The sequence below is a fragment of the Arsenicitalea aurantiaca genome, assembly GCF_003994485.1.
Classification (GTDB): Bacteria; Pseudomonadota; Alphaproteobacteria; order Rhizobiales; family Devosiaceae; genus Arsenicitalea; species Arsenicitalea aurantiaca.
The window spans coordinates 23,540-46,508 of sequence record NZ_RZNJ01000003.1 but is presented as its reverse complement, the minus strand read 5'-3'; the positions used below and the strand labels follow the sequence as shown (position 1 = coordinate 46,508).

Annotated in this window: 25 protein-coding genes; 16 read left to right on the top strand and 9 right to left on the bottom strand. The window is 65.2% G+C overall.

Annotated elements, in window-relative coordinates:
* Positions 1–22 precede the first annotated feature (22 nt).
* From EMQ25_RS08800 to EMQ25_RS08790, 3 genes are all read left to right on the top strand, one after another.
* Positions 23–721: a D-lyxose/D-mannose family sugar isomerase gene (locus EMQ25_RS08800; protein ID WP_127188215.1), complete on the top strand. Its 699-nt coding sequence runs from the start codon at positions 23–25 to the stop codon at positions 719–721.
* A 142-nt stretch (positions 722–863) separates the two neighbouring features.
* Positions 864–1,772: a DMT family transporter gene (locus EMQ25_RS08795; protein WP_127188214.1), complete on the top strand. Its 909-nt coding sequence runs from the start codon at positions 864–866 to the stop codon at positions 1,770–1,772.
* A 53-nt stretch (positions 1,773–1,825) separates the two neighbouring features.
* Positions 1,826–2,413 (top strand): hemerythrin domain-containing protein, encoded by a 588-nt coding sequence (locus tag EMQ25_RS08790; RefSeq protein ID WP_127188213.1) that lies wholly within the window; start codon positions 1,826–1,828, stop codon positions 2,411–2,413.
* Here EMQ25_RS08790 and EMQ25_RS08785 read toward each other — a convergent pair.
* Genes EMQ25_RS08785 through EMQ25_RS08770 form a run of 4 tightly spaced genes read right to left on the bottom strand, consistent with a single transcriptional unit; the run spans position 2,410 to position 5,907 of the window.
* A complete protein-coding gene (locus tag EMQ25_RS08785; RefSeq protein ID WP_280177635.1) occupies positions 2,410–3,204 on the bottom strand; it encodes a metal ABC transporter permease in 795 nt (264 codons plus the stop codon). The two genes, EMQ25_RS08790 and EMQ25_RS08785, sit on opposite strands and share 4 nt — an antisense overlap.
* Positions 3,205–3,248: 44 nt before the next feature.
* Positions 3,249–4,094, bottom strand: coding sequence for a metal ABC transporter permease (locus EMQ25_RS08780; protein ID WP_127188211.1), 846 nt, complete (start codon positions 4,092–4,094; stop codon positions 3,249–3,251).
* A complete protein-coding gene (locus EMQ25_RS08775; RefSeq protein WP_127188210.1) occupies positions 4,091–5,017 on the bottom strand; it encodes a manganese/iron ABC transporter ATP-binding protein in 927 nt (308 codons plus the stop codon). The genes EMQ25_RS08780 and EMQ25_RS08775 overlap by 4 nt, the downstream gene beginning before the upstream one ends.
* Complete coding sequence (locus EMQ25_RS08770; protein ID WP_127188209.1) at positions 5,014–5,907, bottom strand: metal ABC transporter substrate-binding protein; 894 nt, start codon at positions 5,905–5,907, stop codon at positions 5,014–5,016. Before EMQ25_RS08770 ends, EMQ25_RS08775 begins: the two co-directional genes overlap by 4 nt.
* A 186-nt stretch (positions 5,908–6,093) precedes the next feature.
* Here EMQ25_RS08770 and EMQ25_RS08765 point away from each other — a divergent pair, with 186 nt between their 5' ends.
* The 8 genes from EMQ25_RS08765 to dusA all read left to right on the top strand — a co-directional run bounded on the left by EMQ25_RS08765 (position 6,094) and on the right by dusA (position 14,282).
* Positions 6,094–6,468 carry a hypothetical protein gene (locus EMQ25_RS08765; protein ID WP_127188208.1) on the top strand — a complete coding sequence of 125 codons (375 nt, stop codon included), beginning with the start codon at positions 6,094–6,096 and terminating at the stop codon, positions 6,466–6,468.
* A 114-nt stretch (positions 6,469–6,582) separates the two neighbouring features.
* Positions 6,583–6,855, top strand: coding sequence for a hypothetical protein (locus EMQ25_RS08760; protein ID WP_127188207.1), 273 nt, complete (start codon positions 6,583–6,585; stop codon positions 6,853–6,855).
* Positions 6,856–7,050: 195 nt separating this feature from the next.
* A complete protein-coding gene (locus tag EMQ25_RS08755; RefSeq protein ID WP_127188206.1) occupies positions 7,051–7,260 on the top strand; it encodes a cold-shock protein in 210 nt (69 codons plus the stop codon).
* Positions 7,261–7,462: 202 nt separating this feature from the next.
* The gene (locus EMQ25_RS08750; RefSeq protein ID WP_158626009.1) at positions 7,463–9,523 is read left to right on the top strand and encodes an extracellular solute-binding protein; all 2,061 of its coding nucleotides are present in this window, start codon (positions 7,463–7,465) and stop codon (positions 9,521–9,523) included.
* A gap of 55 nt (positions 9,524–9,578) precedes the next feature.
* Positions 9,579–11,351: an ABC transporter permease gene (locus tag EMQ25_RS08745; RefSeq protein ID WP_158626008.1), complete on the top strand. Its 1,773-nt coding sequence runs from the start codon at positions 9,579–9,581 to the stop codon at positions 11,349–11,351.
* Positions 11,352–11,362: 11 nt separating this feature from the next.
* Positions 11,363–12,430, top strand: a complete 1,068-nt coding sequence (locus EMQ25_RS08740) for an ABC transporter ATP-binding protein (protein WP_127188203.1) — start codon at positions 11,363–11,365, stop codon at positions 12,428–12,430.
* A complete protein-coding gene (locus tag EMQ25_RS08735; RefSeq protein ID WP_127188202.1) occupies positions 12,427–13,206 on the top strand; it encodes an NUDIX hydrolase in 780 nt (259 codons plus the stop codon). Before EMQ25_RS08740 ends, EMQ25_RS08735 begins: the two co-directional genes overlap by 4 nt.
* 86 nt (positions 13,207–13,292) lie before the next feature.
* Complete coding sequence (dusA, locus tag EMQ25_RS08730; RefSeq protein WP_127188201.1) at positions 13,293–14,282, top strand: tRNA dihydrouridine(20/20a) synthase DusA; 990 nt, start codon at positions 13,293–13,295, stop codon at positions 14,280–14,282.
* Between the two features lie 6 nt (positions 14,283–14,288).
* Here dusA and EMQ25_RS08725 read toward each other — a convergent pair whose 3' ends face one another.
* Positions 14,289–14,948 carry a retropepsin-like aspartic protease family protein gene (locus EMQ25_RS08725; RefSeq protein WP_148114829.1) on the bottom strand — a complete coding sequence of 220 codons (660 nt, stop codon included), beginning with the start codon at positions 14,946–14,948 and terminating at the stop codon, positions 14,289–14,291.
* 51 nt (positions 14,949–14,999) lie between these two features.
* On the bottom strand, positions 15,000–15,845 hold the full coding sequence (locus EMQ25_RS08720; protein WP_158626007.1) for an adenosylcobinamide-GDP ribazoletransferase: 846 nt from the start codon (positions 15,843–15,845) through the stop codon (positions 15,000–15,002).
* A gap of 85 nt (positions 15,846–15,930) precedes the next feature.
* On the opposite strand from EMQ25_RS08720, the gene cobT reads away from it, so the two are divergent.
* The gene (gene cobT, locus EMQ25_RS08715) at positions 15,931–16,956 is read left to right on the top strand and encodes a nicotinate-nucleotide--dimethylbenzimidazole phosphoribosyltransferase (protein WP_127188198.1); all 1,026 of its coding nucleotides are present in this window, start codon (positions 15,931–15,933) and stop codon (positions 16,954–16,956) included.
* Positions 16,957–16,959: 3 nt separating this feature from the next.
* Here cobT and EMQ25_RS08710 read toward each other — a convergent pair whose 3' ends face one another.
* Positions 16,960–18,489, bottom strand: a complete 1,530-nt coding sequence (locus tag EMQ25_RS08710; RefSeq protein WP_244606536.1) for a sensor histidine kinase — start codon at positions 18,487–18,489, stop codon at positions 16,960–16,962.
* A gap of 118 nt (positions 18,490–18,607) precedes the next feature.
* On the opposite strand from EMQ25_RS08710, the gene EMQ25_RS08705 reads away from it, so the two are divergent.
* Together EMQ25_RS08705 and EMQ25_RS08700 are read left to right on the top strand one after the other, a co-directional pair.
* Positions 18,608–19,156 (top strand): thermonuclease family protein, encoded by a 549-nt coding sequence (locus EMQ25_RS08705; protein ID WP_127188196.1) that lies wholly within the window; start codon positions 18,608–18,610, stop codon positions 19,154–19,156.
* 96 nt (positions 19,157–19,252) lie between these two features.
* On the top strand, positions 19,253–19,732 hold the full coding sequence (locus EMQ25_RS08700) for an Lrp/AsnC family transcriptional regulator (RefSeq protein ID WP_127188195.1): 480 nt from the start codon (positions 19,253–19,255) through the stop codon (positions 19,730–19,732).
* A gap of 3 nt (positions 19,733–19,735) precedes the next feature.
* Here the strand turns inward: EMQ25_RS08700 and moaA are convergent, their stop codons facing one another.
* Both moaA and EMQ25_RS08690 read right to left on the bottom strand, forming a co-directional pair.
* Positions 19,736–20,776 carry a GTP 3',8-cyclase MoaA gene (moaA, locus tag EMQ25_RS08695; RefSeq protein ID WP_127188194.1) on the bottom strand — a complete coding sequence of 347 codons (1,041 nt, stop codon included), beginning with the start codon at positions 20,774–20,776 and terminating at the stop codon, positions 19,736–19,738.
* 95 nt (positions 20,777–20,871) lie between these two features.
* Entirely contained in the window at positions 20,872–21,471 is a 600-nt protein-coding gene (locus EMQ25_RS08690; protein WP_127188193.1) for a L,D-transpeptidase, read from the bottom strand.
* Positions 21,472–21,692: 221 nt separating this feature from the next.
* Here EMQ25_RS08690 and rpiA point away from each other — a divergent pair, with 221 nt between their 5' ends.
* Complete coding sequence (gene rpiA, locus EMQ25_RS08685; RefSeq protein ID WP_127188681.1) at positions 21,693–22,388, top strand: ribose-5-phosphate isomerase RpiA; 696 nt, start codon at positions 21,693–21,695, stop codon at positions 22,386–22,388.
* 37 nt (positions 22,389–22,425) lie between these two features.
* The gene (locus EMQ25_RS08680) at positions 22,426–22,953 is read left to right on the top strand and encodes a DUF2059 domain-containing protein (protein WP_158626006.1); all 528 of its coding nucleotides are present in this window, start codon (positions 22,426–22,428) and stop codon (positions 22,951–22,953) included.
* Positions 22,954–22,969 lie beyond the last annotated feature (16 nt).

The window sequence follows — 22,969 nt, the reverse complement described above, 5'->3', positions numbered from 1 at the left end:
CTTGAAAAAGGGGAGGAAGACCATGGGCGCCACCACACTCAAGCGCAGCGACGTGAACGAAATCATTGCGAGGGGTGACGCCTTCATCCGCTCTTTCGGCTATATCCTGCCGCCCTTCGCTTACTGGTCTCCCGAGGATTTCCGGTCGCGGGCAGGGCAGATCGAGGGCATCAGGGCCGGCGCGCTAGGCTGGGACATCACCGATTTCGGCCTTGGCGATTTCGAAAAGAGCGGGCTCTTCCTCTTCACCGTGCGCAACGGGTCGGCGGCCGATCTCGCACGCGGACGGGGCATGCTCTACGCCGAAAAGGCGATGATCGCCCGCAAGGAGCAACTGACCCCGACCCACACCCACAAGGTGAAGGCCGAGGACATCATCAATCGCGGCGGGGGCACGCTCGTGCTCGAACTCTGCGGGGATGCCGACGGAAGCCCTGACCGCGATCGACCGGTGACGGTGCGCTGCGACGGGATCGAGCGCAGGATTGCGGGCGGTGACAAGCTGAAGCTCTCTCCGGGGGAGAGCGTCACGCTGATGCCCGGAGATTGGCATGCCTTCTGGGCCGAGGGTTCGGATGTGTTCGTCGGCGAGGTTTCGACCGTCAATGATGACGCGGGCGACAACTATTTCGCCGACCCGCGCGTGTCGCGGTTTTCCGGGCTGCAAGAGGATGTAGCGCCGACCCGCCTGCTCGTCTCCGATTATGCTTCCTTTCTCTGATCAATATCGGGCGAGCGAACCGATCCGGCGCTGCCGGACTTGTCGGAAGGCCGGGTGAGGGGCAGTCTGAAGGCGTGGATATGGCCACGCTCTTCTTTGCTGCCCCGCCGCCAATTGTCCGGCCGCCCGTTTTGGAACCGAAATGACTTATGCAATAGCGCCAGTCGAGGAGCGCCGCCTGCTCGGCATCGCCCTCGTGCTGATCGGTTTCCTGTTTTTCACGCTGATCGATACCTCGAGCAAATGGCTGAGCGGGCAGGGCTTCCCGACTAACCAGGTCGTGTTTCTGCGCTACGCGGTGCATTTCGTCCTGATCATCGCGCTCTTCGCGCCGCGACGGGGCACCGCGCTCGTCAAGACGGCACGTCCGGGCCTCGAAATTGCGCGGGGGCTCTGCCTGCTGGGGTCGACGATCACGAACTTCCTCGCCATTTCCGTGCTGCCGCTGACGGTCACCGGGTCGATTGCCTTCACCATGCCCCTGATGATCTGCGCGCTCTCGGTGCCGTTCCTCGGCGAGAAGGTCGGCTGGCGGCGCTGGCTCGCCATTCTCGTTGGCTTCGGCGGAGTCCTGATCATCGTTCGGCCCGGCACTGAGGCGTTTCATCCGGCAGCGCTCCTGTCGCTGCTCTCGGCGGGCTTCACGGCCTTCTACATGCTGCTCACCCGCAAACTGGCGGGGGTTGATTCGGCGGCGACGCAGCAGTTCTACTCGGCAGCGATTGCGGTGGCCTGCATCACGCCCTTCGCCTTCCACGGGTGGATGTGGCCCTCCGATCCCGCGACCTGGGTCGCGTTCTTCATGATGGGCGTGGCGGGCGTTGCCGGGCACATGCTAGTCTCCATCGCCCACAGGCTCGCCCCCGCTTCGGTCATCGCGCCCTTCTCGTACTTCCAGATCGTCTTCCTCAGCATTTCGAGCTGGCTGATTTTCAACCAGCCCCCCGACGTCTGGATCTTTGTGGGCGCGCCGGTCGTGATGGGCTCGGGCCTCTACATCTGGCTGCGCGAGCGCAAGCTTCAAAAGCAATTGAGCGCGCCGATCGAATAGTCACACCGGCGTGCCTTCTTGAGCGGCGGCCCTCGAGCGGCTAGCTCTTGGGCATGAGCACGCCACACCTGATCCTGCCGAACCGCACTGCGCCGCTGCCGGCCGATATCGCCTATCTTCGCGAGAAATACCCGCGCGAGACCTGGGACGCGCATCGCAATTTCGGCGACACCGCGCGGTTCTGGATGCAGATGCACGACATGTTTCGCGAACTGGGCGGCATGCTGAAGACCGCAACTCATCATTTTCGCGAAGGCGGAATGGCGCCTGAGGAGTTCCACCGCTTCTTTGCGCCGCGCCTGCGCTATTTCCTCGGGCATCTCGAGGGGCATCACGGCATCGAGGATGCGCAGTATTTTCCGCTCTTCAGGAGCTACGACAAGCGCTTGATCGTTGGGTTCGACCTGCTCGAGGAAGACCATGAATATATCCACGAGCAATTGATCCTGTCGGCGCAGACCGGCCAGGCCTTCATTGCGGCGCTGGCAGAGGAAGGCGACGCCCGCCGGTTTGCGGCCGATGCCTATGCGGAAAGCGCGGACCGCCTGCTCGACTGGCTGCTGCGGCATCTGGCCGATGAGGAGGATCTCGTCATGCCAACGATCATCGAGCACACCGAGACGGCACTCTTTTCCCGCTAGGCGCGAGCGCGGCGCAGCAGCCCGCTCCCCGGCGCGAAGAAGAGCGCGAGAAGGAAGACGGCCGTCTGCAGCAGGATGATCGTAGGCCCCGGCGCCGCGTCGATGTGGAAGCTGATGAGCGTGCCCATCACGCTTGCGCCGATCGCCACCGTCATGGCGACTGCCAGCATCCGCCCAAAACTGCGCGTGACGAGGAAGCCGATAGCCCCCGGTGCGATGAGCATGGCGACGACGAGGATAATCCCCACTGCCTGGATCGACGCCACGATAGTGAGGGCGAGCAGCGTCAAAAGCCCATAATGCAGGAGCCCGACCGGCAGGCCCACCGTCCGAGCGTGCTGGGGATCAAAGCAATAGAGCAGGAAATCGCGCTGCTTGATCAGAACGATGGCGAGCGCGCCGCCGGCGACGACTGCCGTTTCGACCAGATCCCGCGGGGTGACCCCCAGAATGTTGCCGAAGAGGATGTGGTCCAGATGCTGGTCCGTCGGTATGCGCGTAAAGAGCACGAGCCCGAGGGCGAACATGCCCGAAAAGACGATGCCCATCGCCGTATCTTCCTTGATGCGGCTGTTGGCCTTGAGATAGCCCGTCGCGAGCGCGGAAAAGAGGCCGGCAACGAACGCCCCGAGCGCCAGCGGCAGTCCGGCAGCATAGGCCAGCACGATGCCCGGCAATACCGCGTGGGAGATCGCATCGCCCATCAGCGACCAGCCCTTGAGGACGAGGAAACACGATAGGGCAGCGGACACCGCGCCGACGAGCACCGCCACGAGCAGCGCGCGCTGCATGAAGTCAAAGCTCAGCGGAAGGGCGAAGAAGTCCCAGAGCGCGCTCAAGCGATCCCCCCCGCACGGCGCCGCGCAGCGAGCCGCCCATGCTTGGGCGCAAAGACGAAGGCGAGGAGGAAGAGCAGCGTCTGCAGCGTGACGATGACCCCACCCGTCGCCCCGTCGATGAAGAAGCTGAGATAGGCGCCGAAAAAGGAGGTTCCGGCGCCCAGTGCGACCGAGATGATGAGGAGGCGGCCGAACCTGTCGGTCAGGAGATAGGCCGTTGCCCCGGGCGTCACGACCATGGCGATGACGAGGATCGCGCCGACCGTCTGGAGCGCGGCGACCGTGAGCGCAGAGAGGAGCGCGAAAAAGAGGATCTGCAGGGCCCGCGGATTGATGCCGACCGTCCGCGCATGGCTCTCGTCGAAGAAGACGAGCATCAGATCCTTCCACTTTGCGAGGAGAATGACGAGTGACACGGCCGCGATGATGACGACCTGTACGGTGTCGGCGTCGCTGATGCCCAATATGTTGCCGAGCACGATCGACTGGACGTCGACTGCGGTGGGCCTCAGCGAGACGATGAAGAGCCCGAGCGCGAAGAAGGCGGTGAAGACGATACCGATGATCGCGTCCTCGCGGAGCCGTGTCCGCTGCCGGACAAGCACCATGGAGAGCGCGGCGAGAATGCCGGAAAAGAACGCCCCCACCGCGTAGGGCAGGCCGGCAAGATAGGCGATCGCAACGCCCGGCACCACGGCATGCCCCAGGGCGTCGCCGATCAGCGACCAGCCCTTGAGCATCAGATAGGCCGAAAGAAAGGCGCAGGCCCCTCCCACGAGCGCGCCCACCCACATCGCCCGGACCATGTACTGGTACTCGAAGGGGGCGAGGAGTTCGATCATTTGGCCGGCCGTCCGCTGCCCGAATGCGGACCGCCCGCATCCGCTTCGCCGTAAAAGACGACCGGACGTTCGTCATCGGTGAGGACGGTGACGCGGCGCTGGTCGCTGTCGTCGTGCAGATCGGCGCCCTGGAGCTCGAAATGCCGGAGCACCCCGCCAAAGGTCCGCTCGAGATTGGCTCGGGTGAAGGTGGTGGCCGTCGGGCCTGAGGCGATCACGGTGCGGTTGACGAGAACGACCTGGTCGCAGAAGTCGGGCACGCTGCCCAGATTATGCGTGGAAACAAGCATCAAGTGCCCGCTGTCCCGCAACTGGCCGAGGAGTGCGACGATGGCGCTCTCGGTCTGGACGTCGACCCCGGTGAAGGGCTCGTCGAGGAGGATAATCCTGCCCTCCTGTGCGAGCGCGCGCGCAAGAAAGACGCGCTTCTTCTGTCCGCCGCTGAGTTCTCCGATCTGGCGCTTGCGGAAATCGGCCATTCCCACTCGATCGAGAGCCTCGGACACCGCCTTGCGATCGGCAGGCGAGGGGAGGCGTAGAAAGCCCATATGGCCGTAGCGCCCCATCATGACGACGTCTTCGACGAGCACCGGAAAGTTCCAGTCAACCTCCTCGGCCTGGGGGACGTAGGAGACGAGATTGCCCTTGAGAGCCGCCTTTACCGGTTGCCCGGCAATGGTCACGCTGCCGCGCTGGGGCCGAAGCAGACCCATGATCGCCTTGAAAAGCGTCGACTTGCCGCCTCCGTTGACGCCGACGAGGCCGCAGATCGTGCCGCCCTCGAGGTGAAAGCGCGCGTCCCGCATGGCCACGGTGCCATTGGGATAGGCAACGGTGACATCCTCGACCCGGATCGAGGGCAGGGGCTCCGGACGCGCGTCGCGCCAGGCCTCATGCGGCACCTCGCGCGATAATGGCGTCATCGCCCGAAGCCTGCCGCAATGGTCTCGACGGTCACTGAGAGAAGGTCGGCAAAGGTCGGGACGGGCCCGTCCGGCTCGCTGAGGCTGTCGACATAGAGGACGCCGCCATAGGCTGAACCCGTCTCCTGCGCCACCTGCCGCGCTGGACGGTCCGACACGGTGCTTTCGGAAAAGACGACGGGGATGGCGTTTGCCCGTACCGCGTCGATCACCGCGCGCACCTGTTGCGGAGTGCCCTGCTGATCCGCATTGATCGGCCAGAGATAGAGTTCGCGCAGCCCGTAATCCCGAGCGAGATAGCTGAACGCGCCCTCGCTCGTCACGAGCCAGCGCTGCTCCTCGGGAATGCTAGCGAGCCGCTCTCGAAGAAGCGCGTCGATGGCTTCGATCTCAGCCGCATAGCGTTCGGCATTCCGCGCATAGACCTCGGCATTCTCGGGGTCGTGGAGCGACAGGGCCTCCCGGATGTTTTCGATATAGATCACCGCATTGGCTGGCGACATCCACGCATGGGGGTTGGGATTGCCGCCATAGGGGCCGTCATTGATGGGAATGGGGGTAATCCCCTCGGTGACGACGGCCTGCGGCACGTCGCGCAGGTTCTGGAAGAAGGGCTCGAACCAGCGTTCGAGGTTCATGCCGTTCCACAGAACCAGATCCGCATCCTGCGCGCGGACGATGTCCTGCGGCGTGGGCTGATAGCCGTGCACTTCCGCCCCGGGGCGCGTGATCGATAGAACCTCGGCGGCGTCTCCCGCAACGTTCCGCGCCATGTCCGCGATGATGGTGAAAGTCGTCACCACCCTGAACGGCTCCTGCGCTGCCGCGGGCCCGATTAGGGCAAGGCCGGCGAGGAGGCTGGCAATGAGACGGCGGCAGGCGGCAGGCATAGGCAGGTCCTCTCAGTTGCGAATAATTCCTATTAGCAGAAATGCTGCGTGGTTTGTCAACGGTCATGCAGGCTCCCGGTTGCGTCTTTGAGGGAGGATGCAACAGAGACTTGGCGCGGGCCTGCCGAAGGTCTACATGTGGGAAACGCAGTATAGGCTGTCGGGGATCATGGACTGCCCCACGAGATGATCGGCACGCTTCAACGCATCGCGATGGCACTGCTTATGCTGGTTGGCATGGGCGTGCATGGCTTTGGCCCGCTCGTTGCGGGCCCGCTGCCGCACGCTGATGCCGATGCGAGCCTCGCTGCCGTCTCCGCGCCTGCCAATCCGCTGGCTCTGCGCTCGGCAACCGCGCTCGTTCCCCTCCAGCCCGCCCACCTCCGCACGGCGCCGCCCGAGGATCGTGACGGCGCCGCGCCCGGTCCTGCCGGCATCGCGTCAGGCCTCGACCTGCCCGCCGCATTGGCATTCGAGCCCGATTGCGCCGGAGCGCCGCGCCTCCATGCGGCCAGTTTCGTTCACTTCGACGCCTGCGCGCCTCCGGTGAAGGTGAGCTAGCGCCTGAGGCGCATCTGGCCCATCGGGCCATCTCCAAACTCCCATCAGGATAGCGCGCCGGCCATCGCCGTGCGCAACGGCGTGCCGCGTGCCGCCGGGAAAGTGAATGAAATCATGACACTCTCGATCACCGAAGAGGGCGCCTCCGCGGCCGCCCCGCAGACCATGTCGACAACCCGCGCCGTGCTCGGAGCGCTGCCGGCCATATTCCTCGTTCTGGGTTACGCCTGGGGCACCATCGCCACCATCGGCTGGGTGATCGCGATGGTGCTTGGCGGATCCGTACTCGCCTTTGCGTTGGTGGGGTTGCCCGGCGTCGCGCTGGGCGGCTGGATCACTCTGGGATTTGTCCGGTCCGCGATTGCGGGCGAACGCGAGCATGGCTGATCGGCATGCCGCGAGGTGCTTGTCAAAAGGCCGTAAAAGCAATACGATGCGCCATCGACATTTGGCTGACGTTCGGCCGTTTCGCCCCTGCCAAGGCTAGACGTACCTAGACTCCAAACATCGACTGGCCGGGCAAAGGCGCGCTGTTTCTGCCGTCCTGAGCTCACTGAGACACTAAGCAAGAGGACAGCACCCATGGAAACGGGCACCGTCAAATTCTACAACGATCAAAAGGGCTATGGCTTCATCCAGCCCGACAATGGCGGCAAGGACGTGTTCGTGCACGCCACCGCTCTTGAGCGTGCCGGCCTGCGCGGCCTTTCGGAAGGTCAGAAGGTTTCCTTCGACACCGCCGAAGATCGCCGCAGCGGCAAGATGGCCGTGAACAACATCAGCGCTGCCTGATCGTTCGTTTCGCCTAAGTCTTCAGTCGGGCGCCCCTCGGGGCGCCCGATTTCGTTTCCGGCGCATGTGAAAGGGCGATCGTCCTCCCCGTGGCGCGTCGCCGCGCGCGATCTGCGACGTTTCGATGACAGAGCAGGCGCCATTGTAGTCAAACTGTCATCTTCCTCCCTTCATCTGCACCCCGGCTAGACCGGAGATGCAGATGCTGGACCTCAACGATTTGCGACTCTTCGTCCACATCGTGGACAACCAGGGCATTCTGAAAGCGGGGCGAGCCCTTTCGCTGCCGAAGTCGACCATCAGCAGGCGGCTTGCCGCACTCGAGGACCAGCTGAAATCCCGCCTCATGGTGCGCAGCGGCGAAGGCTTTCGGCTGACACCGGCCGGTGAGCGTGCCTACCGCGCGGGTCGGATCGTGACCGATGCGGCCAGCACTGCCGAGGCCGACCTGCTGGCAGAGCGCGACGAGATTTCCGGCCGCGTGTCGGTCAGCGTCTCGACGCTTCTCGAGCCGATCATTGCCCCCTGGCTCGCCGAGATGACGTCTCGCCATCCCCGCCTCTCGATCGCGCTCGACATGGCGACGCGCGATCTCGATCAGGCCGGCGACGGGTTTGACCTGCATCTGCTTGCCCATGACTGGGAGTTGCGCGATTCCGCGCTCATTCAGCGCCGCATCTGCCGCAATCCCATGATGCTCGTTGCGCACCAAGGGAAGGGCATCGACCCCTCGGTGCAGGGTGGTGCCGAAGTGCTCTCCGGGACGCCGCTGCTCGCCTACGGCCTGTCGCTCGGGCCGAGACGCTTTGATCTGGTTGACGCTGGAGAGCGTCGCCAGATCGCCCTGGACCCGCGCGTCGTCACAGCCGATACGAGGAGCCTCGTGGCGCTGGTCAGGGCAGGGGCGGGCATCGCGCTCCTGCCCGAATATGCGGTCCGTTCCGCACTGAGCTCTGGCGAACTCGTGGAGGCGATCCCGGGATGGGCCGGACCGTCGGTGACCATTTCGCTTCTCAGCCCGCCACGACGGTTGATGAACCCGACGCTCCGGCATGTGGCCGACACGCTCGGCGCAGCAGCGAAATCAGCCATTCTCGAGCGCCAGCCCCTCCCGAAAGCGGGACAGGGCGTCCCGATCGGGCGGACCTCCGATTTCATCCAACTGTCATCCGCCGCTCTTAGCCAGTCCGGGCGCGCCGCAGAACCGAGCCGGCCCGCGCCACACACTCCAAAGCGCGAGAGCGAGACCGAGATGAACACCTTTACCAAAGCCATCGGCGCCGCGGCCCTGACCGCCGCCATCGCCGCCCCGGCAGCCGCCCAGGATGCCTCCGGGCCGCTGGTTCTTTACACCAATGACTTCGAAGGCGTGATCACCGACCGGTTTGAAGCCGATACCGGGCGCGAGATCGACGTGGTCCAGATGAGTGGCGGGGAAATCCTCGCCCGCATCGCGGCAGAAGCCTCCAACCCGCAATGGGATGTGCTCATCTTCAACGGTTCCTACAGCTTCCACGGGCTCGACCAGCAGGGCCAGCTTCTGCAGGGCGTGGAGCCGGCCAATCTCGACAATCTCAACGAACTCGGACGGACATATCTTGCCGAGAGCCGCTCCTGGTTCCCCATCGGGCTGGCCGCATCCTGCGTCATGCTCTATCGCACCGACCTGATCGAAACGCCCCCGCAGAGCTTCGCGGACCTTGCCGATCCCGCCTTCAACGGCATGTTCGGCATGGCCGATCCCGCCGTGGCTGCGCCGGCCTATCCCTGCGTCGCAGAGTTCTTCAACAGCCTTGGCCAAGAGGAAGCGGAAGCCTATTTCACCAGCCTCTTCGATAACGGCCTCCGCGTCTTCCGCACCAACGGGCCGGTCGGCCAGGCGCTGAGCTCAGGCGACATCGCGCTGGCGCTGATCACCTCGCAGGTCGCGTTCTCGCTCAAGGCCGCAGGTGAGGTGCCGGTGGAAGTGGTCTGGCCCGAAGACGGTGCGCCCGGCGTGGTCCGTGGCGTCGGCATCCAGGCGCAGACGGCGCGCCCGGAAGCGGCAAAGGCCTTCGTTGAATGGCTGCTCGAGCCCGCGACGCAGACCTATCTCGGCGAGGCGGCTCCCGCCGATGGCCTGTTCGAGCCGACGGTGACCGGCGCGGTGCGTCGCGCCGATGGTCCGGCTGAGGGTTCGGTCTATCGCGTTGCCCCTGACGATTTCGCCGTCGCCAACGAAGCGGCGATCAAGACCTGGTTCGCCGACCGCGCGCTCGACTAGAGCATCATGGCCCCGGAGCGCCTTGCGCTTCGGGGCTCTCACTTGCGAGGACGCCATGACGGATCTCACGCGCGGCGGCCCTGCGGGCCTCGCCGCATCGCCCGCACGCATCGGATTTGGTCGCCGCCTGCGCCTCAAGGCCGAGGATGGGCTGGGTATGCTCGTTGTCCTCGCCCTGATCGTCCTCGTTCTTGGCCCGATGGCGACGGTTCTGGTGCAGGCCTTCTGGCCGGGCATGTTCACCCGGCAGATGGCCGAACCGGGCTTCTCGGGCCTGCTCGAGGTCTTTTCCCGTCCGCTCTGGCAACGCTCGCTCACCAATTCGCTGTTTCTTGCCGCCGTCTCTGCTGTCGCTGGCGGCCTGCTCGGGACAGTGCTGGCCGTGCTGCGGCATTCGACGCGCATGGCGCTCGGGCCGGCGCTCGACATCGCCTCCTGGGCCATCATCGTCCTCCCCTCTTTCATCCTGGCGCAGGGCTGGATCCTGTTTGCGAGCCGTGGCGGCATCGCAAATCAGTGGCTGGGCTGGAGCATCGTGCCGGACATGGTGTTCAACCCCTGGGGCCTTGCCGCGGTGATGAGCCTCAAGGCCTTTCCTTTCGCCTATCTCACGGTGTCTGCCGCCATGCAGTGGCGGATGGATGATTTCTCGCATGCCGCCAAGCTCTGCGGGGCATCACCCCTGCGCGTGCTCGCCACGATCCAGATCCCGATGCTCGTGCCGGCGGTGCTTTCAGGCGCCATCCTGATTTTCATCGACGTGCTCGGCGACTTCGGCCTGCCCGCAGCCCTCGCGACCACCTATCGGTTTCCGACCCTGACTTATGCAATCTACGTGGCGATCAACCAGTCGCCGATCCGGTTCGATCTTGCCGGCGTGCTGGCCTTTTACGTCACCGGCATCATGCTTCTTGCGGTGATGGCCTATTTCTGGATCCTCAGAAACCGCCGCTATGACTTCCTCGGTGGCAAGGCACAATTGCGGGGCGCACCGGGCGGTCCGCGCTCCAAATGGTCCGATGCGATCGCGCTCGTCGCTCTCGGCCTGGCGATCGTCGTTCCCCTGGGGTCGAGCGTTCTCGTCTCCTTCACCCGCTCGCTCTCACAGGGGCTGGCCCCGGCCAACCTCACCCTGGAGCACTATGGCTATGTCCTCCAGACGGGCGGTGCGTTCCTGTCGGCGCTGGGCAATTCAATGGGCATTGCCGTTGCGGCCGCTCTCGCGAGCGGCGTGCTCGCGGCGATGGCCGCCTATGTCGTCACCTTTTCCGACTTTCGGCTCAACCGCCTGATCGATCTGACCTGCACGCTCAGCCTCGCGGTTCCGGGCGTCGTGCTGGGCATCGGGTACATCTTCGTTTGGAATTCCCCTGCTCTCGATGATTTGGGCCTCGCCCTTTACGGCAAGCCCGTCATCCTCGTGCTTGCCGGCACTGCAGGGGCGGTGCCGATCGCAGTTCGCGTCCTGCTCGGGGCGATGGCGCAGGTGCCCGCCTCCATGTTGTCGGCAGCGGCCATGCAGGGCGCCGGCCTCGCCCGCCGTCTCGCCACCATCGTCGTGCCGATCATCGCGGCCGCCTTGGTCTCGGCTACGCTCACCGCCTTCGGCTCGGCCGTATTCGACCTCGCGATCAATTCCATCCTTCGCCCGCCGCGCCTCGACGTGCTGCCGGTCTATGTCAACCGCGCCTTCGAACAGGGCATGTTCGGGGCCGCGACGGCGGCGACGCTGGTTGCGGGCGGAACAACCATCCTCGTCATCGTCGGCGTCCGGGCTCTTTCGGGCATGCTGATCCGGCGCCTCTTCGGCGCGACCACCAAATCCTGAGGACGGCAAAGATGCTGACCATCAAAGACCTTTCCCGCCGCTTCGGCGCTGCTGCCGCGCTCGATGTCTTCAGTCTTTCGGTTCCCGAAGGCGAGGTTGCCTGCCTCGTAGGGCCTTCGGGTTGCGGAAAATCCACGCTCCTTCGGCTGGTTGCAGGGCTCGACCGGCCCGATGCGGGTTCGATCGCGATCGGCGGCGAAACGATTTCCGAGCCGGGCTGGGCCTTGGAGCCGCACAAGCGGCGGCTTAACATGGTGTTTCAGGACTACGCCCTCTGGCCGCATATGAGGGTCCGGAACATCATCGGCTATGGCCTCAATCGCCTGCCCGCGCCAGAGCGGATGGAGAAGGTCGACCGCCTCCTCGAACTCATGCAGATCGCCGATCTGGCCGATCGCCTGCCATCGCAGATTTCGGGAGGCCAGCAGCAGCGCGTCGCGATTGCGCGCGCCCTCGCGACCGATCCGGACGTGCTTCTCTTTGACGAGCCGCTTTCTAGTCTCGACGTACAGTTGCGGCTCGAGATGCGGCGCGAATTCGGGTCGCTGTTCAAGGCGCTCGGCAAGACCGTGCTTTACGTGACCCATGACCCGCTCGAGGCCTGCGCCTTTGCGGACACGCTGGTCGTCATGAGCGCAGGTCGGATAGAGCAGATGGGGAGGCCCGAGGCCCTCTTTGCCGCGCCGAGGTCTGCATGGATCGCGACCCTTGCCGGGTATGACACGCGGCTCGATGGAACTGTGGTTTCGCGTGCCGAGCATGAGATCCGCGTCAGGCTGGGCGATCAGGCGCTATCCGTGCGACCGCCCACCGCGCCGGTGTCCGAGGGTGATTCGATCCGGCTGATGGTTAACCCAGGCCGGCTTCGGCTGGTCGACGCTGATGGACACCAGGATAACGCGCTTTGCGGCACGGTGATGCAGGAGCTGTTCGAGGGCAATGGCTGGCGCGTTGCGATCGACCTCGGCGGGCAGCACCTCTCGGTCATGCATCCCTCACGGATTGGCCTCGGTCAGAGGGCGCGCGTGCTCGTCTCCGAAAGCAGCGTCATCGCATTCGAGGCAGATGCCCGGGTATGACCGACCAGCGATCCGGCGGCTTCCGGCCGCTTCATCTCCCGTCCTTCGATGCGCCTTTCGGTTATCTGCCGGTCGGATCGGCGTCCCTCCTCGTTGAGGCTGGCGTTCTCGACGTCGAGGGTGGCCGATTGGTCGTCTCCGGAACGAACCTTGACGCGCAACTGGCGGACGCGAGCGCCCTCCTCGTTTCGGAAGGTCTGATACAGCCCCTGAGGGGCGAGCTGATGCCCGTGCGGGCCACGAGCCGCGGACCCGTGCTTTGCAGGATCGACCGCAGTGCGATGCGCCATCTGGGTCTTTGGGCGACCAAGGTGCATGTGCACGGGCTGGTGGAGGATGAAAAGGGTCGTCTCGCAGGGCTCTGGCTATCCCGGCGTTCTGCCGCGGCAAGCCACGCCCCGGGATGTCTTGATACGCTGGTTGCCGGCGGCCAGGCGGCATCCGAGACCGAACAGGAGACGGTCGTCAAGGAAGCCTGGGAGGAGGCGGGACTTAACGAGGGCCGTCTGGCGCGCCTCGTTCGGCGGACCGAGATCGAACTTCACTACGCCTCGGACCAGGGCTTCCACCAGGAGCGCATCCTGACCTACGACCTCGCTCTCCCGCAGGACTTTCATCCGCGCTGCGTGGACGGCGAAATCGAGGCCTTCGAGCTAATCGCGTTCGAGGCGCTCGGCGACCTGCTGCGGGCGTCGGACGCCTTCAAATACGCATCCTGGATTGCGACCATGGACCTGGCAGAGCGCCTGCGGGCAGGGGAGCGCGGCAAAAGCTGAAACGGTCACACAGAGGTGCGGCATCCAGCCTTGGACCTTCGCCGGCCAAGCGTGTATAGGACCGCCTGCCCAGCGATTGATGAGTGATGAACCCACAAGCCCGCAGATTTTCCGTCGCCCCGATGATGGACTGGACGGATCGCCATTGCCGGCATTTTCACCGGCTGCTGACGCGCGAGGCGTTGCTGTTCACCGAGATGGTGACGAGCCCGGCCGTGCTTCACGGTCCGCGCGAGCGCCTGCTGGGGTTCTCGCCTGAGGAGCATCCGATTGCGCTGCAGCTTGGCGGATCGGATCCCGAGGAGCTTGCCGAGGCGACGCGGATCGGGGCGGACTGGGGCTATGACGAGATCAACCTCAATGTCGGCTGTCCCTCCGATCGCGTGCAGTCGGGCCGTTTCGGCGCCTGCCTGATGGCCGAGCCCGAGCTCGTCGCGCGCTGCGTCGCCGCGATGAAAGGGGTAACCGACCGCCCGGTCAGTGTGAAGTGCCGCATCGGCATCGATGATCAGGACACCGAAGAGAGCCTCGATCGGTTCGTCGATCGCCTCGTCGATGCCGGCGTCGACGCACTCTACGTCCATGCGCGCAAGGCCTGGCTGCAGGGGCTGAGCCCGAAGGAAAACCGTACGATCCCGCCGCTCGACTATCCGCGCGTCCATCGCCTCGCGGCCCGCCTGCGCCCGCTTCCGGTGATGATCAATGGCGGGATCGAGACGCTGGAGGCGGCCCGGCCTCATCTCGAGGTGACTTCCGGTGTGATGCTCGGGCGGGCGGCCTACCATGATCCATGGCTCCTCGCATCCGTGGACACCGAGGTGTTCGGGGCCAGCCGCCCGTCGCCGGCGCTCGCCGAGGTAATCGAGGCCATGGCGGCCTATGCGGAAAGCGTCATCGCCCAAGGCGGGCGGCTCAACCAGATCACCCGGCACATGCTGGGTCTTGCCAACGGAATGCGCGGCGCACGGCAGTTCCGACAGATCCTCAGCGTTGAGGCCTGCCGGCCCGGTGCAGGCCCCGACGTGCTCCATAAGGCGCTTTCCGTGGTCGAGCCTGCGGCCGCGATGGCGGGGTGAGGCGCCTCAGTCCACCAGTTCGAGCGAGTTCTGGCTCACGGCGTAGCGGCTGAGGGTGCGCAGAAAGGTCATGCCCAAAAGACTGGTATCGAGCGCGCTCGCTTCTGCGACGAACGCCCGGACCCGGTCGCGCCTGATGCCGCCGACTTCCAGCGTTTCGAGCACCACATTGGCAGCGCGTCCGGTGCCGTTTGCAGTCTGGACCGGAATGTCGAAGCGCAGCCCGCCGGTATCGATCCCCGCGGCTTCCGCGTCTTCGATCGAAAGCACCACGGCGCTCGCTCCGGTGTCGAAGAGCATGGTGACCGGCGCGCCGTTGACGCTGGTCTCGAGCTGGAAATGACCGTTCCGTCCGCTGCGGAAGGTGGCGGTGCCGCGCTCGGCATCGATCACTGCGGCGGTGGGGGCCAGTTCGCTGAAGACGCGGCCGGCGACCATCTGCAATTCATCGCGGAAAGCATAGCTTACAAGCGCGACACTGAAGATCCCGAGCCAAAGGAAGAGGTTGCCGAGGATCTCCGAAAAGCGCTGGCGCCGGGTGAAGAGCCCCCCGGCAAAGACGATGAGCAGGACGAGCAGCGGGACAAGCTGGCCGGTCTGCACCTGCGAAAGGCCCACGAGGCTCCCCGCATCCGCACTGATCAGCAGCGCAAGCCCGGTGGCCACCAGCAGTGCAACCCCTACAAACAGCACTGCGCGGCCCTTTCGGTCGGTGATTCAGACACTCAAGATAAAGGCGCTGAGCGCGGCAATTTCAAGGATGGACTGCAGCGCACCGGTCAGATCCCCCGTCTGGCCGCCGACGAGACGACGGCAGAGTGCGATCCAGCCATAGCAGGCGAGCCCCATCAGCGCGAGCGCCAGCCCGAGCCCGAGTAGTCCCACGACCGGGGCGGCAAGGATGAACCCGATGATGAGCGAAAAGACCGCACCGATCGCGAAATCGCGGATCCGGAGCCGGCCGGCGGTGGCCGCGGCGCCATCGGCGCGGGCAGGGGCGAGCACCAGTGGCAGGGTGAGTGCGCCCGATCGGGCGAGAACCATGGCCGACAGCCAGCCGAGCGCCGCAGCCAGCGGGCTGATGGTAAGGAGGGCGGCAAGGGCGCTGACGCGCAGCAGAAGCAGGATGACCATGGCGGCGACCCCATAGCTGCCATGCCGGCTGTCCTTCATGATTTCGAGGCGACGGGCGGGCGTAATACCACCGAACAGCCCGTCCGCGGCGTCAGCCAGCCCGTCTTCGCCCATGGCGCCGGTGACGATGATGGCGATGCCGGCCGCAAAGGCGGCGGCAAAGAAGGGGGGCAGGCCCAGGAGGCCGAGCCCGAAAACGGATAGCGCGGGAACGAGGCCGATAACAAGGCTCGCAAAGCCGAGCGCGCGGGCCATGCGTCCGAGATCGGGCTTTTCATGGGCCCGGCTCCCGGTCGGCAGCCGTGAGAAGAATCGCAGCGCCATGAGGACGTCGTCGCCGAGCCGGATGCCGGGCGCCGGTTCGGCGTTGTCATTGCCCGGCCTGTGCTCGGGGGGCACCCCGCCTGCGTCCGATTGCAATTTATCCACGCTTCGTCCAGAAGGCCGCAAAATCGATCCTTTCGGGCAGGTGCGCCGTATCTGCCAAGCTCTAGCACAAGGAAGTCCCCGCGCCATGCCCCAAGCTCCCCGCGCGCCATTCGGCGAGATCGTGCAATTGCTGAGCGTGCTGCCGGCCGGCGACGAAGCCGCCGTCGAGTTCGTGCGCGCGCGTGACGCCCGGCTCACCAAGCCCAGAGGCTCGCTCGGTGCGCTCGAGGGTCTGGTCGAATTCCTGGCCCGCTGGCAGGGCAATGGCGAGCCGACGCTCGACAATCCGATGGTCGCGATCTTTGCCGGCAATCATGGGGTGACCGATCAGGGCGTGTCGGCCTATCCGCGGGACGTCACGGCGCAGATGGTCAAGAATTTCACCGTTGGCGGGGCCGCCATCAGCCAGATCTGCGCGCTCCACGAGCTCAACCTGCGCGTCTTCGAGCTCGCGCTCGAACTTCCGACCGGGGACATCACGCTGGAGCCGGCACTCGATGACCGCATGTGCGCGGCCACCATCGCCTATGGCATGGAGGCGATTGCCGGCCGGCCGGACCTGCTTTGCATCGGGGAGATGGGCATCGGCAACACCACGATTGCCGCTGCCATCAACGCAGCCCTCTACGGGGGCAGCGGCGCGGACTGGGTGGGGCCGGGCACGGGTCTCGATGACGCGGGGCTCGCGCACAAGGCCGCCATGGTCGACAGGGCCCTGGCCCTTCATCGCGACCATCTCGTCGATCCGATGGCGATTCTCGCCCGGCTCGGGGGTCGGGAGATTGCGGCCATGCTGGGCGCTCTGATCGCGGCCCGGCACCAGAACATCCCCGTCATCGTCGATGGTTATGTGGCGACGGCAGCGGCCAGCCTCGCCCATGCCGTCAATCCCGATGCGATCGCCCATTGCATCTTCGCCCATGTCTCCGGCGAGCCGGGCCACCGCCGCGCGCTGGACGCGATGGAGGTTCGGCCCCTCCTCGATCTTGGCATGCGGCTGGGGGAGGGAAGCGGCGCAGCGCTTGCAGCGGTGCTCGCAAAAACCGCGCTCCACCTGCACAATCGCATGGCGACCTTCGAAGAAGCTGCCGTGAGCGATCGCGAGAGCTGAGGATCAACCCGCGTCGGAAATGATCTCGACGCGGTCCTTCTTTTCAACGATCGGGGCAAGGGCATCCATCACCCGCGCCCTTGGAAAGGTCGCGATCACTTCGGTGCCGAAGCGCAGCTTGGAGAAGAGATCGAACCGGCCCTGGTGCAGCTCCATGATCTTCTGGACGATCGGCAGCCCAAGCCCCGCGCCCTGTTCGGCACTCTTCTGGGCAAGCGATCCCTGCCCGAAAGAGGAAAGGACGGTCTCGATCTCGTCCTCGGGAATGCCCGGGCCATTGTCGCGAACCGAGATCATCTGACCGCCGTCCCCGCTGCGCTGAACGACGAGGACCACCTTGCCCCCTGCGGGTGTGAACTTGATCGCGTTGCTCAGGAGGTTGAGCACCACCTGCCGGATAGCCCGCTCGTCGCCCCAGAGCTTGGGCAGATATTTGCCGAAGTGAAAGGCGAGCTCGATGCCCTTGGACTTGGCGCGGATCTCCATCATCCGGCGGCAGTCCTCGGCGATCTCGACGAGCGACACGGCCTCCTCGTTGAGCTCGTATTTGCCTGCTTCGATGCGGCTGAGGTCGAGCAGTTCGTTGATGAGGTTCAGCAGGTGCTGGCCGCTATTGTGGATGTCGGCGGCATATTCCTTGTATTGCGGCACCTGATGGGCGCCGAGGAGCTCGGATTTCAGCACTTCTGAAAACCCGATGATCGCGTTGAGCGGCGTGCGCAGCTCGTGGCTCATCGTGGCGAGGAACTGGGATTTGGCGATATTGGCCTGTTCGGCATGGCGCCTCGCCTCGTCAGACATCTGTCGGGCCGCCTCGAGCTCGCTGATGAGCGCGTCCTTCTCGGCCTGGTGCGCGACCGTCTCGAGTTCAGAACGGTGCAGTTGCCGGGCGAGGTAGACAAAGAAAATCTCGCCCCCGATCAACACCGCGGCAAGCGCATAGTCGAGCAGACCCCCGGCGATCAGGAGGCTCGCTGCGACCGCGAGCGTTGCAGGTGCAGTGCTCGTCAGCGTTGCTGCGGGCAGGGTGCGTGTCGATACGGCATTTGCAGCGATGCCCACCAGCACCATGGCGAAGCTGACGACCGACAGGCTTTCGGCCGATACGATGAAGCCGGCAAGTGCAAGAAGCGCCCAGGACATGCCGTAGAGCGTCTCGGCGAGCACGAAGCGCGTCGTCCACTGCCCGGCATTGAAGCGCTCGCGCGGGCTGCGCTTGAACTGCTGGCACAGGAGCACGACACCGGTATTGGCCGCGATCACGAGGCCAGCCCAGCAAAGCGCGATCAGTGGCGGCACCCAGAGGCTCGCAAAGAGCGCGAGGATGAGGAGCAAGGCAGGCACTGCGAGCGCGCCGGAGAGGCGCGAATTGGCGTATTCGTCGAGAAGTTCGAAATCGAACGCCGCGCGGGTGCCAGAGCTCGAGGTCAGTCGCTGGCGGGCATCGAATACCGCGCGCTGCGCCCCGCGCCGCGCGTCGCGGACGATCGGGGCACGTGCGTCGCCATCCTTCGTTGCCTGTTGCAACGGCATTGCGGTACTCATTTACTAATTCAACGCGAAAAAGAACGCTTTCGCGACGCTGGTGAAAACCCTAGCGGGATCGTGGTTAAGGGGCGGTGAACTGGCTCGGACAAGACGCCGCCGGATTGTGCGGAGGGGGCTCTGGCGGAGCCTGTTTCCCTTTGCGGTGCTGGCGATTGCCGGCGCGGTTGCGGTGCTGCTGCAGCCGGCGCCGGAGCTGATGGGCGGGCGCGCCCGGGTGTCGGACGGCGATTCCTTCCGGCTCGGCAGCGAGCGGATCCGGCTCGTGGGCCTCGACGCTCCGGAGCTCGGACAAACCTGCACGAGGCGCGATGGGGAGGCCTGGCCGTGCGGCGACACGGCACGTAACCGCATGGCGCAGCTGTTGAATTCCGGAAATCTTACCTGCGAGACGACGGGTCGGGATCAGTTCGACCGGTACCTCGCGACCTGCTCGGTCGATGGGCGCGACCTCGGATCGGTGATGGTGGAGGAGGGGCTGGCGCTCAATGAGGGCGGCTATGCCGCCGAGGAGCGGCGGGCCCGGGATGCGGGCCGGGGCATGTGGAAGGGCGAGTTCGAATCGCCGCGGGCCTGGCGCCGGAGCGGCGGGGATAGCATTGATTGGGTGGAAAGCCTCAGGAACTGGCTTTTGACGCTGATTGGCGCAACTTAGTTGCGTTGACTTGGCGGTTAGGGCGCGCGATATACCAAAGGCGCCGCAGAATTGCCGTTTTGGCGCAAACTCATTTCTGAAAGGCTCGGGGCCGAAATGGACAAGATTGACCGTAAAATTTTATCAATCTTACAAAAAGATGCAACGATGCCGGTCGCCGAGATCGGTCGCAAGGTCGGTCTCTCCACCACCCCCTGCTGGCGACGCATCCAGAAGATGGAAGAGGACGGGGTGATCCGCGGTCGGGTCGCGGTGCTCGATCCGGCGAAGGTCAATGCCGGGGTGACGGTGTTCGTGTCGGTCAAGACCAATGAGCACAACGAAACCTGGATGCGCAAATTCGCGGCGGCGGTCGACGAGTTCAACGAAGTGGTCGAGTTCTACCGCATGAGCGGGGACGTGGACTATCTGCTCCGGGTCGTCGTGCCCGACATCGCGGCCTATGACGCATTCTACAAGAAGCTGATCAGCCGGATCGCGCTGACCGATGTCAGCTCGTCCTTCGCGATGGGGCAGATCAAGTACACGACGGCGCTGCCGCTCGAGTTCGCCATCGTCAGCGACGACGACAAATAGCGGCTAGCCGCCGGTGACCGACATGTGCCGGGCGACCGCAGGCGCTGCGGGGCGGGCGCGGTCGAGCAGGAAGTCGTGGCCCTTGGGCTTGATGACCATGGCATGATCGAGGGCGGCGGCGAGGCCGGCCTCGCCGCCATCGCGGAGGGCGGCCCTCAGATCGACCCGATCGTCCTGCCCGAGGCAGAGATAGAGCTGCCCGGTGGCGGTCAGCCGGACGCGATTGCAGCTTTCGCAGAAATTGTGGCTCATCGGGGTGATGAAGCCGAGCACGCCCCCGGTCTCGGCGACGCGGACATAGCGCGCGGGGCCGCCGGTGCGCTTTTCGATGCGCTCGAGGGTGAAGGTCTCGGCGAGCCGGTCGCGGACTTTGCGCAGCGGCAGATAGCTGTCGACTCGGTCGATCCCGACCTCGCCGAGCGGCATGCCTTCGATGAGGGTGAGTTCGAACCCCCGGCCATGGGCCCATTGCATCATCGGGACCAGTTCGTCGTCATTGACGCCGCGGGTCACGACCATGTTGAGCTTGATGGCAATGCCTTCGGCTTCGGCCGCGGCAATGCCATCGAGCACCTGGTCGAGCCGGCCCCGGCGGGTGATGGCGGCGAAGCGCTCCGGATCGAGCGTATCGACCGAGACGTTGAGCCGCCGGATCCCGGCCTTTGCCAGGGCAGGGGCGTGGCGCACGAGCTGGCTGCCATTGGTGGTCATGGTCAGCTCGTCGAGGCCATGGCCGATCCGGCTGCCGAGGCGCTCGACCAGAGCGATGATGTCGCGCCTCACGAGCGGTTCGCCGCCCGTCAGCCTGAGCTTGCGGACCCCGCGCGCGATGAAGGCGCCGGCGATCGTCTCGATTTCCTCGAAGGACAGGATCTCGCTGCGCGGCATGAACTGCATGTCCTCGGCCATGCAGTAGGTGCAGCGGAAGTCGCACCGGTCGGTGACCGAGATGCGCAGATAGGTGATCTGCCGCCCATAGCTGTCGATCAGCGGCGGGGCATCGCTGCGGGGGGTATCACCGGGTTGGCCGATCAGAGTAACCATCGGATCAATCTAGTGGCGCGAGCCTCAGAAACAAAGCCCCGAAAAAGCAAAAGGCCGGCATCGCGCCGGCCTTTCGGACGTCTCGAATGGAACGCTCAGTGCCGCACGATGACCGTGGCGCCGACGCGGGCCCGCTCATAGAGATCGATCACGTCCTCATTGGTGAGGCGAATGCAGCCCGAGGATACGGCATGGCCGATGGTCCAGGGCTCGGACGTGCCATGAAGGCGATAGAGCGTCGAGCCGATATAGAGCGCGCGCGCACCGAGCGGGTTGTCCGGGCCGCCAGGCATGAAGGCGGGCAGCTCGGGCTGGCGCTTGCGCATGGCGGGGGGAGGGGTCCAGCCCGGCCATTCGGCCTTGCGGGTGATCTTGTGGGTGCCGGCCCAGCGGAAGCCGTCGCGGCCGACGCCGACGCCATACTTCATGGCCTTGCCGTCTTCGAGCACGAGGTAGAGCCGGCGCTCGGACGTCTCGACGATGATGGTGCCGGGACGCTCCTTGCCGGAATAGGCGACGATTTCACGCGGGATCGAGCTGCCGCGCGGCGCACGACGCGTCGTCGCTGCCTCGGCCTGGGTTTCCCAGGTGTTGGTGTCGAAATTGTAGACCCGCGCCGCCGTAGCGGGCGCGACGAGCGAAAAGCTGACCAGGAGAGCCGCGAAGGCGGCCGCCAACAATTTCAAAGTCCTCATGTCTCACTGTGCCTCTGACAGTCGCGCCACGCGGGCGCAATGATTTCCCCTAACCGCTTTCCGGCTGCCCCGTAAGACGACCCTGCCCGGATTCGGCCACATAATGACCACGTAATGCGCAATGTGTTGCCATGTTGCTACGAAGGGCGTTCACCAATGCGTGATCGGGCCGGTTGACAGCCATTCCCGCCCTCAATAGCACCGCTCCGAGCATGGAGGGTGTGATGAGCGAAGATCTGAAACGCGAAGCGGCGCGGTCGGCACTGGCCGAGGTCAAGCCCGGAATGCGGCTCGGGCTCGGGACCGGCTCCACGGCCTGGCATTTCGTGGATCTTCTCGGCATCGAGGTCGCCAAGGGCTTCGACGTCCTCTGCGTGCCCACCTCCGAGAAGACGGCAAAGCAGGCGAGCGAGCTCGGCATTCCGCTCACCGACTTAGAGGCCACCCCAGAGCTCGACCTGACGATCGACGGGGCCGACGAGATCGGCCCGGGGCTCGCCCTCATCAAGGGTGGTGGCGGGGCGCTCCTGCGCGAAAAGATCGTCGCGGCAGCATCGGGTCGCATGATCGTGATTGCGGACCAGAGCAAGTGCGTGGATGTGCTCGGGCGCTTTCCGCTTCCGGTGGAAGTCAACATCTTCGGGCAGGGGGCGACCGAACGGGCGATCCGGCGGGTGATGGAAGATTTCGAGGCTGAAGGTGACCTGCGTCCGCGGCTCACAAGCGACGGGAAACCCTTCGTGACCGATGGCGGACATCACGTCGTCGATGCTTTTTTTGGCCGCATTTCCCGCCCAGAAGCGCTGTCGGCGGCCCTGCTGGAGATTGCGGGCGTGGTCCAGCATGGCCTGTTCCTGTCGCTGTGCAGGCGGGCCTATGTTGCGGGCGCGGACGGGATCACGACACTGGACGCCTAGGCGAGGGGCCTTTATCCAAGGCATCGGGAAGCAGACGATGAACAAGAGGACGACCATGGGGCTCAGACAGCGATTCGTGCGGCTCGCAGCCGTGGCTGTGGCACTACCGATGCTGGCACTCGCCGCACCGGCAACCGCGCAGGAACTCGCGCCCGAGCATGTCGCGCTCGGCCGCAAATATGTCGAGCTGACCGACCGCGCCGGCATCTATGAAGTGGCGCTGATCGAGACCGCCATCGAGAGCCAGCGGACGATCCTCCGCCAGAACCCCGATCTGCGCGAGCCGGTCGACGACGCGATCAGCACGACCCTCCAGCATTATGCCGCGCGCAAGGGCGAACTGCTCGACCAGTTCGGGCGGCTCTATGCGCTGCGTTTCACCATCGAGGAATTGCAGGCGATCGTCGATTTCTACGAGACGCCGGTGGGCGCCAAGCTTGCCGAAGTCAACTCGACGATCAGCAGCGACATCGCCGCGGTGATGCAGGTTTTCCAGAACAATCTGCGGACCGAGTTCTTCGCGCGGGTGCGCTCGGAGCTGCGCACCGCCGGACACGAATTCTAGGCGCCGCCACAGGCCG

Excerpts from the sequence above, each read along its gene's own strand:
- EMQ25_RS08800 (WP_127188215.1), top strand. The coding sequence starts at position 23 with ATGGGCGCCACCACACTCAAGCGCAGCGACGTGAACGAAATCATTGCG.
- EMQ25_RS08795 (WP_127188214.1), top strand. The coding sequence starts at position 864 with ATGACTTATGCAATAGCGCCAGTCGAGGAGCGCCGCCTGCTCGGCATC.
- EMQ25_RS08790 (WP_127188213.1), top strand. The coding sequence starts at position 1,826 with ATGAGCACGCCACACCTGATCCTGCCGAACCGCACTGCGCCGCTGCCG.
- EMQ25_RS08785 (WP_280177635.1), bottom strand. The coding sequence starts at position 3,204 with ATGCAGCGCGCGCTGCTCGTGGCGGTGCTCGTCGGCGCGGTGTCCGCT.
- EMQ25_RS08780 (WP_127188211.1), bottom strand. The coding sequence starts at position 4,094 with ATGATCGAACTCCTCGCCCCCTTCGAGTACCAGTACATGGTCCGGGCG.
- EMQ25_RS08775 (WP_127188210.1), bottom strand. The coding sequence starts at position 5,017 with ATGACGCCATTATCGCGCGAGGTGCCGCATGAGGCCTGGCGCGACGCG.
- EMQ25_RS08770 (WP_127188209.1), bottom strand. The coding sequence starts at position 5,907 with ATGCCTGCCGCCTGCCGCCGTCTCATTGCCAGCCTCCTCGCCGGCCTT.
- EMQ25_RS08765 (WP_127188208.1), top strand. The coding sequence starts at position 6,094 with ATGATCGGCACGCTTCAACGCATCGCGATGGCACTGCTTATGCTGGTT.
- EMQ25_RS08760 (WP_127188207.1), top strand. The coding sequence starts at position 6,583 with ATGACACTCTCGATCACCGAAGAGGGCGCCTCCGCGGCCGCCCCGCAG.
- EMQ25_RS08755 (WP_127188206.1), top strand. The coding sequence starts at position 7,051 with ATGGAAACGGGCACCGTCAAATTCTACAACGATCAAAAGGGCTATGGC.
- EMQ25_RS08750 (WP_158626009.1), top strand. The coding sequence starts at position 7,463 with ATGCTGGACCTCAACGATTTGCGACTCTTCGTCCACATCGTGGACAAC.
- EMQ25_RS08745 (WP_158626008.1), top strand. The coding sequence starts at position 9,579 with ATGACGGATCTCACGCGCGGCGGCCCTGCGGGCCTCGCCGCATCGCCC.
- EMQ25_RS08740 (WP_127188203.1), top strand. The coding sequence starts at position 11,363 with ATGCTGACCATCAAAGACCTTTCCCGCCGCTTCGGCGCTGCTGCCGCG.
- EMQ25_RS08735 (WP_127188202.1), top strand. The coding sequence starts at position 12,427 with ATGACCGACCAGCGATCCGGCGGCTTCCGGCCGCTTCATCTCCCGTCC.
- dusA (WP_127188201.1), top strand. The coding sequence starts at position 13,293 with ATGAACCCACAAGCCCGCAGATTTTCCGTCGCCCCGATGATGGACTGG.
- cobT (WP_127188198.1), top strand. The coding sequence starts at position 15,931 with ATGCCCCAAGCTCCCCGCGCGCCATTCGGCGAGATCGTGCAATTGCTG.
- EMQ25_RS08710 (WP_244606536.1), bottom strand. The coding sequence starts at position 18,489 with ATGCCGTTGCAACAGGCAACGAAGGATGGCGACGCACGTGCCCCGATC.
- EMQ25_RS08700 (WP_127188195.1), top strand. The coding sequence starts at position 19,253 with ATGGACAAGATTGACCGTAAAATTTTATCAATCTTACAAAAAGATGCA.
- moaA (WP_127188194.1), bottom strand. The coding sequence starts at position 20,776 with ATGGTTACTCTGATCGGCCAACCCGGTGATACCCCCCGCAGCGATGCC.
- EMQ25_RS08690 (WP_127188193.1), bottom strand. The coding sequence starts at position 21,471 with ATGAGGACTTTGAAATTGTTGGCGGCCGCCTTCGCGGCTCTCCTGGTC.
- EMQ25_RS08680 (WP_158626006.1), top strand. The coding sequence starts at position 22,426 with ATGAACAAGAGGACGACCATGGGGCTCAGACAGCGATTCGTGCGGCTC.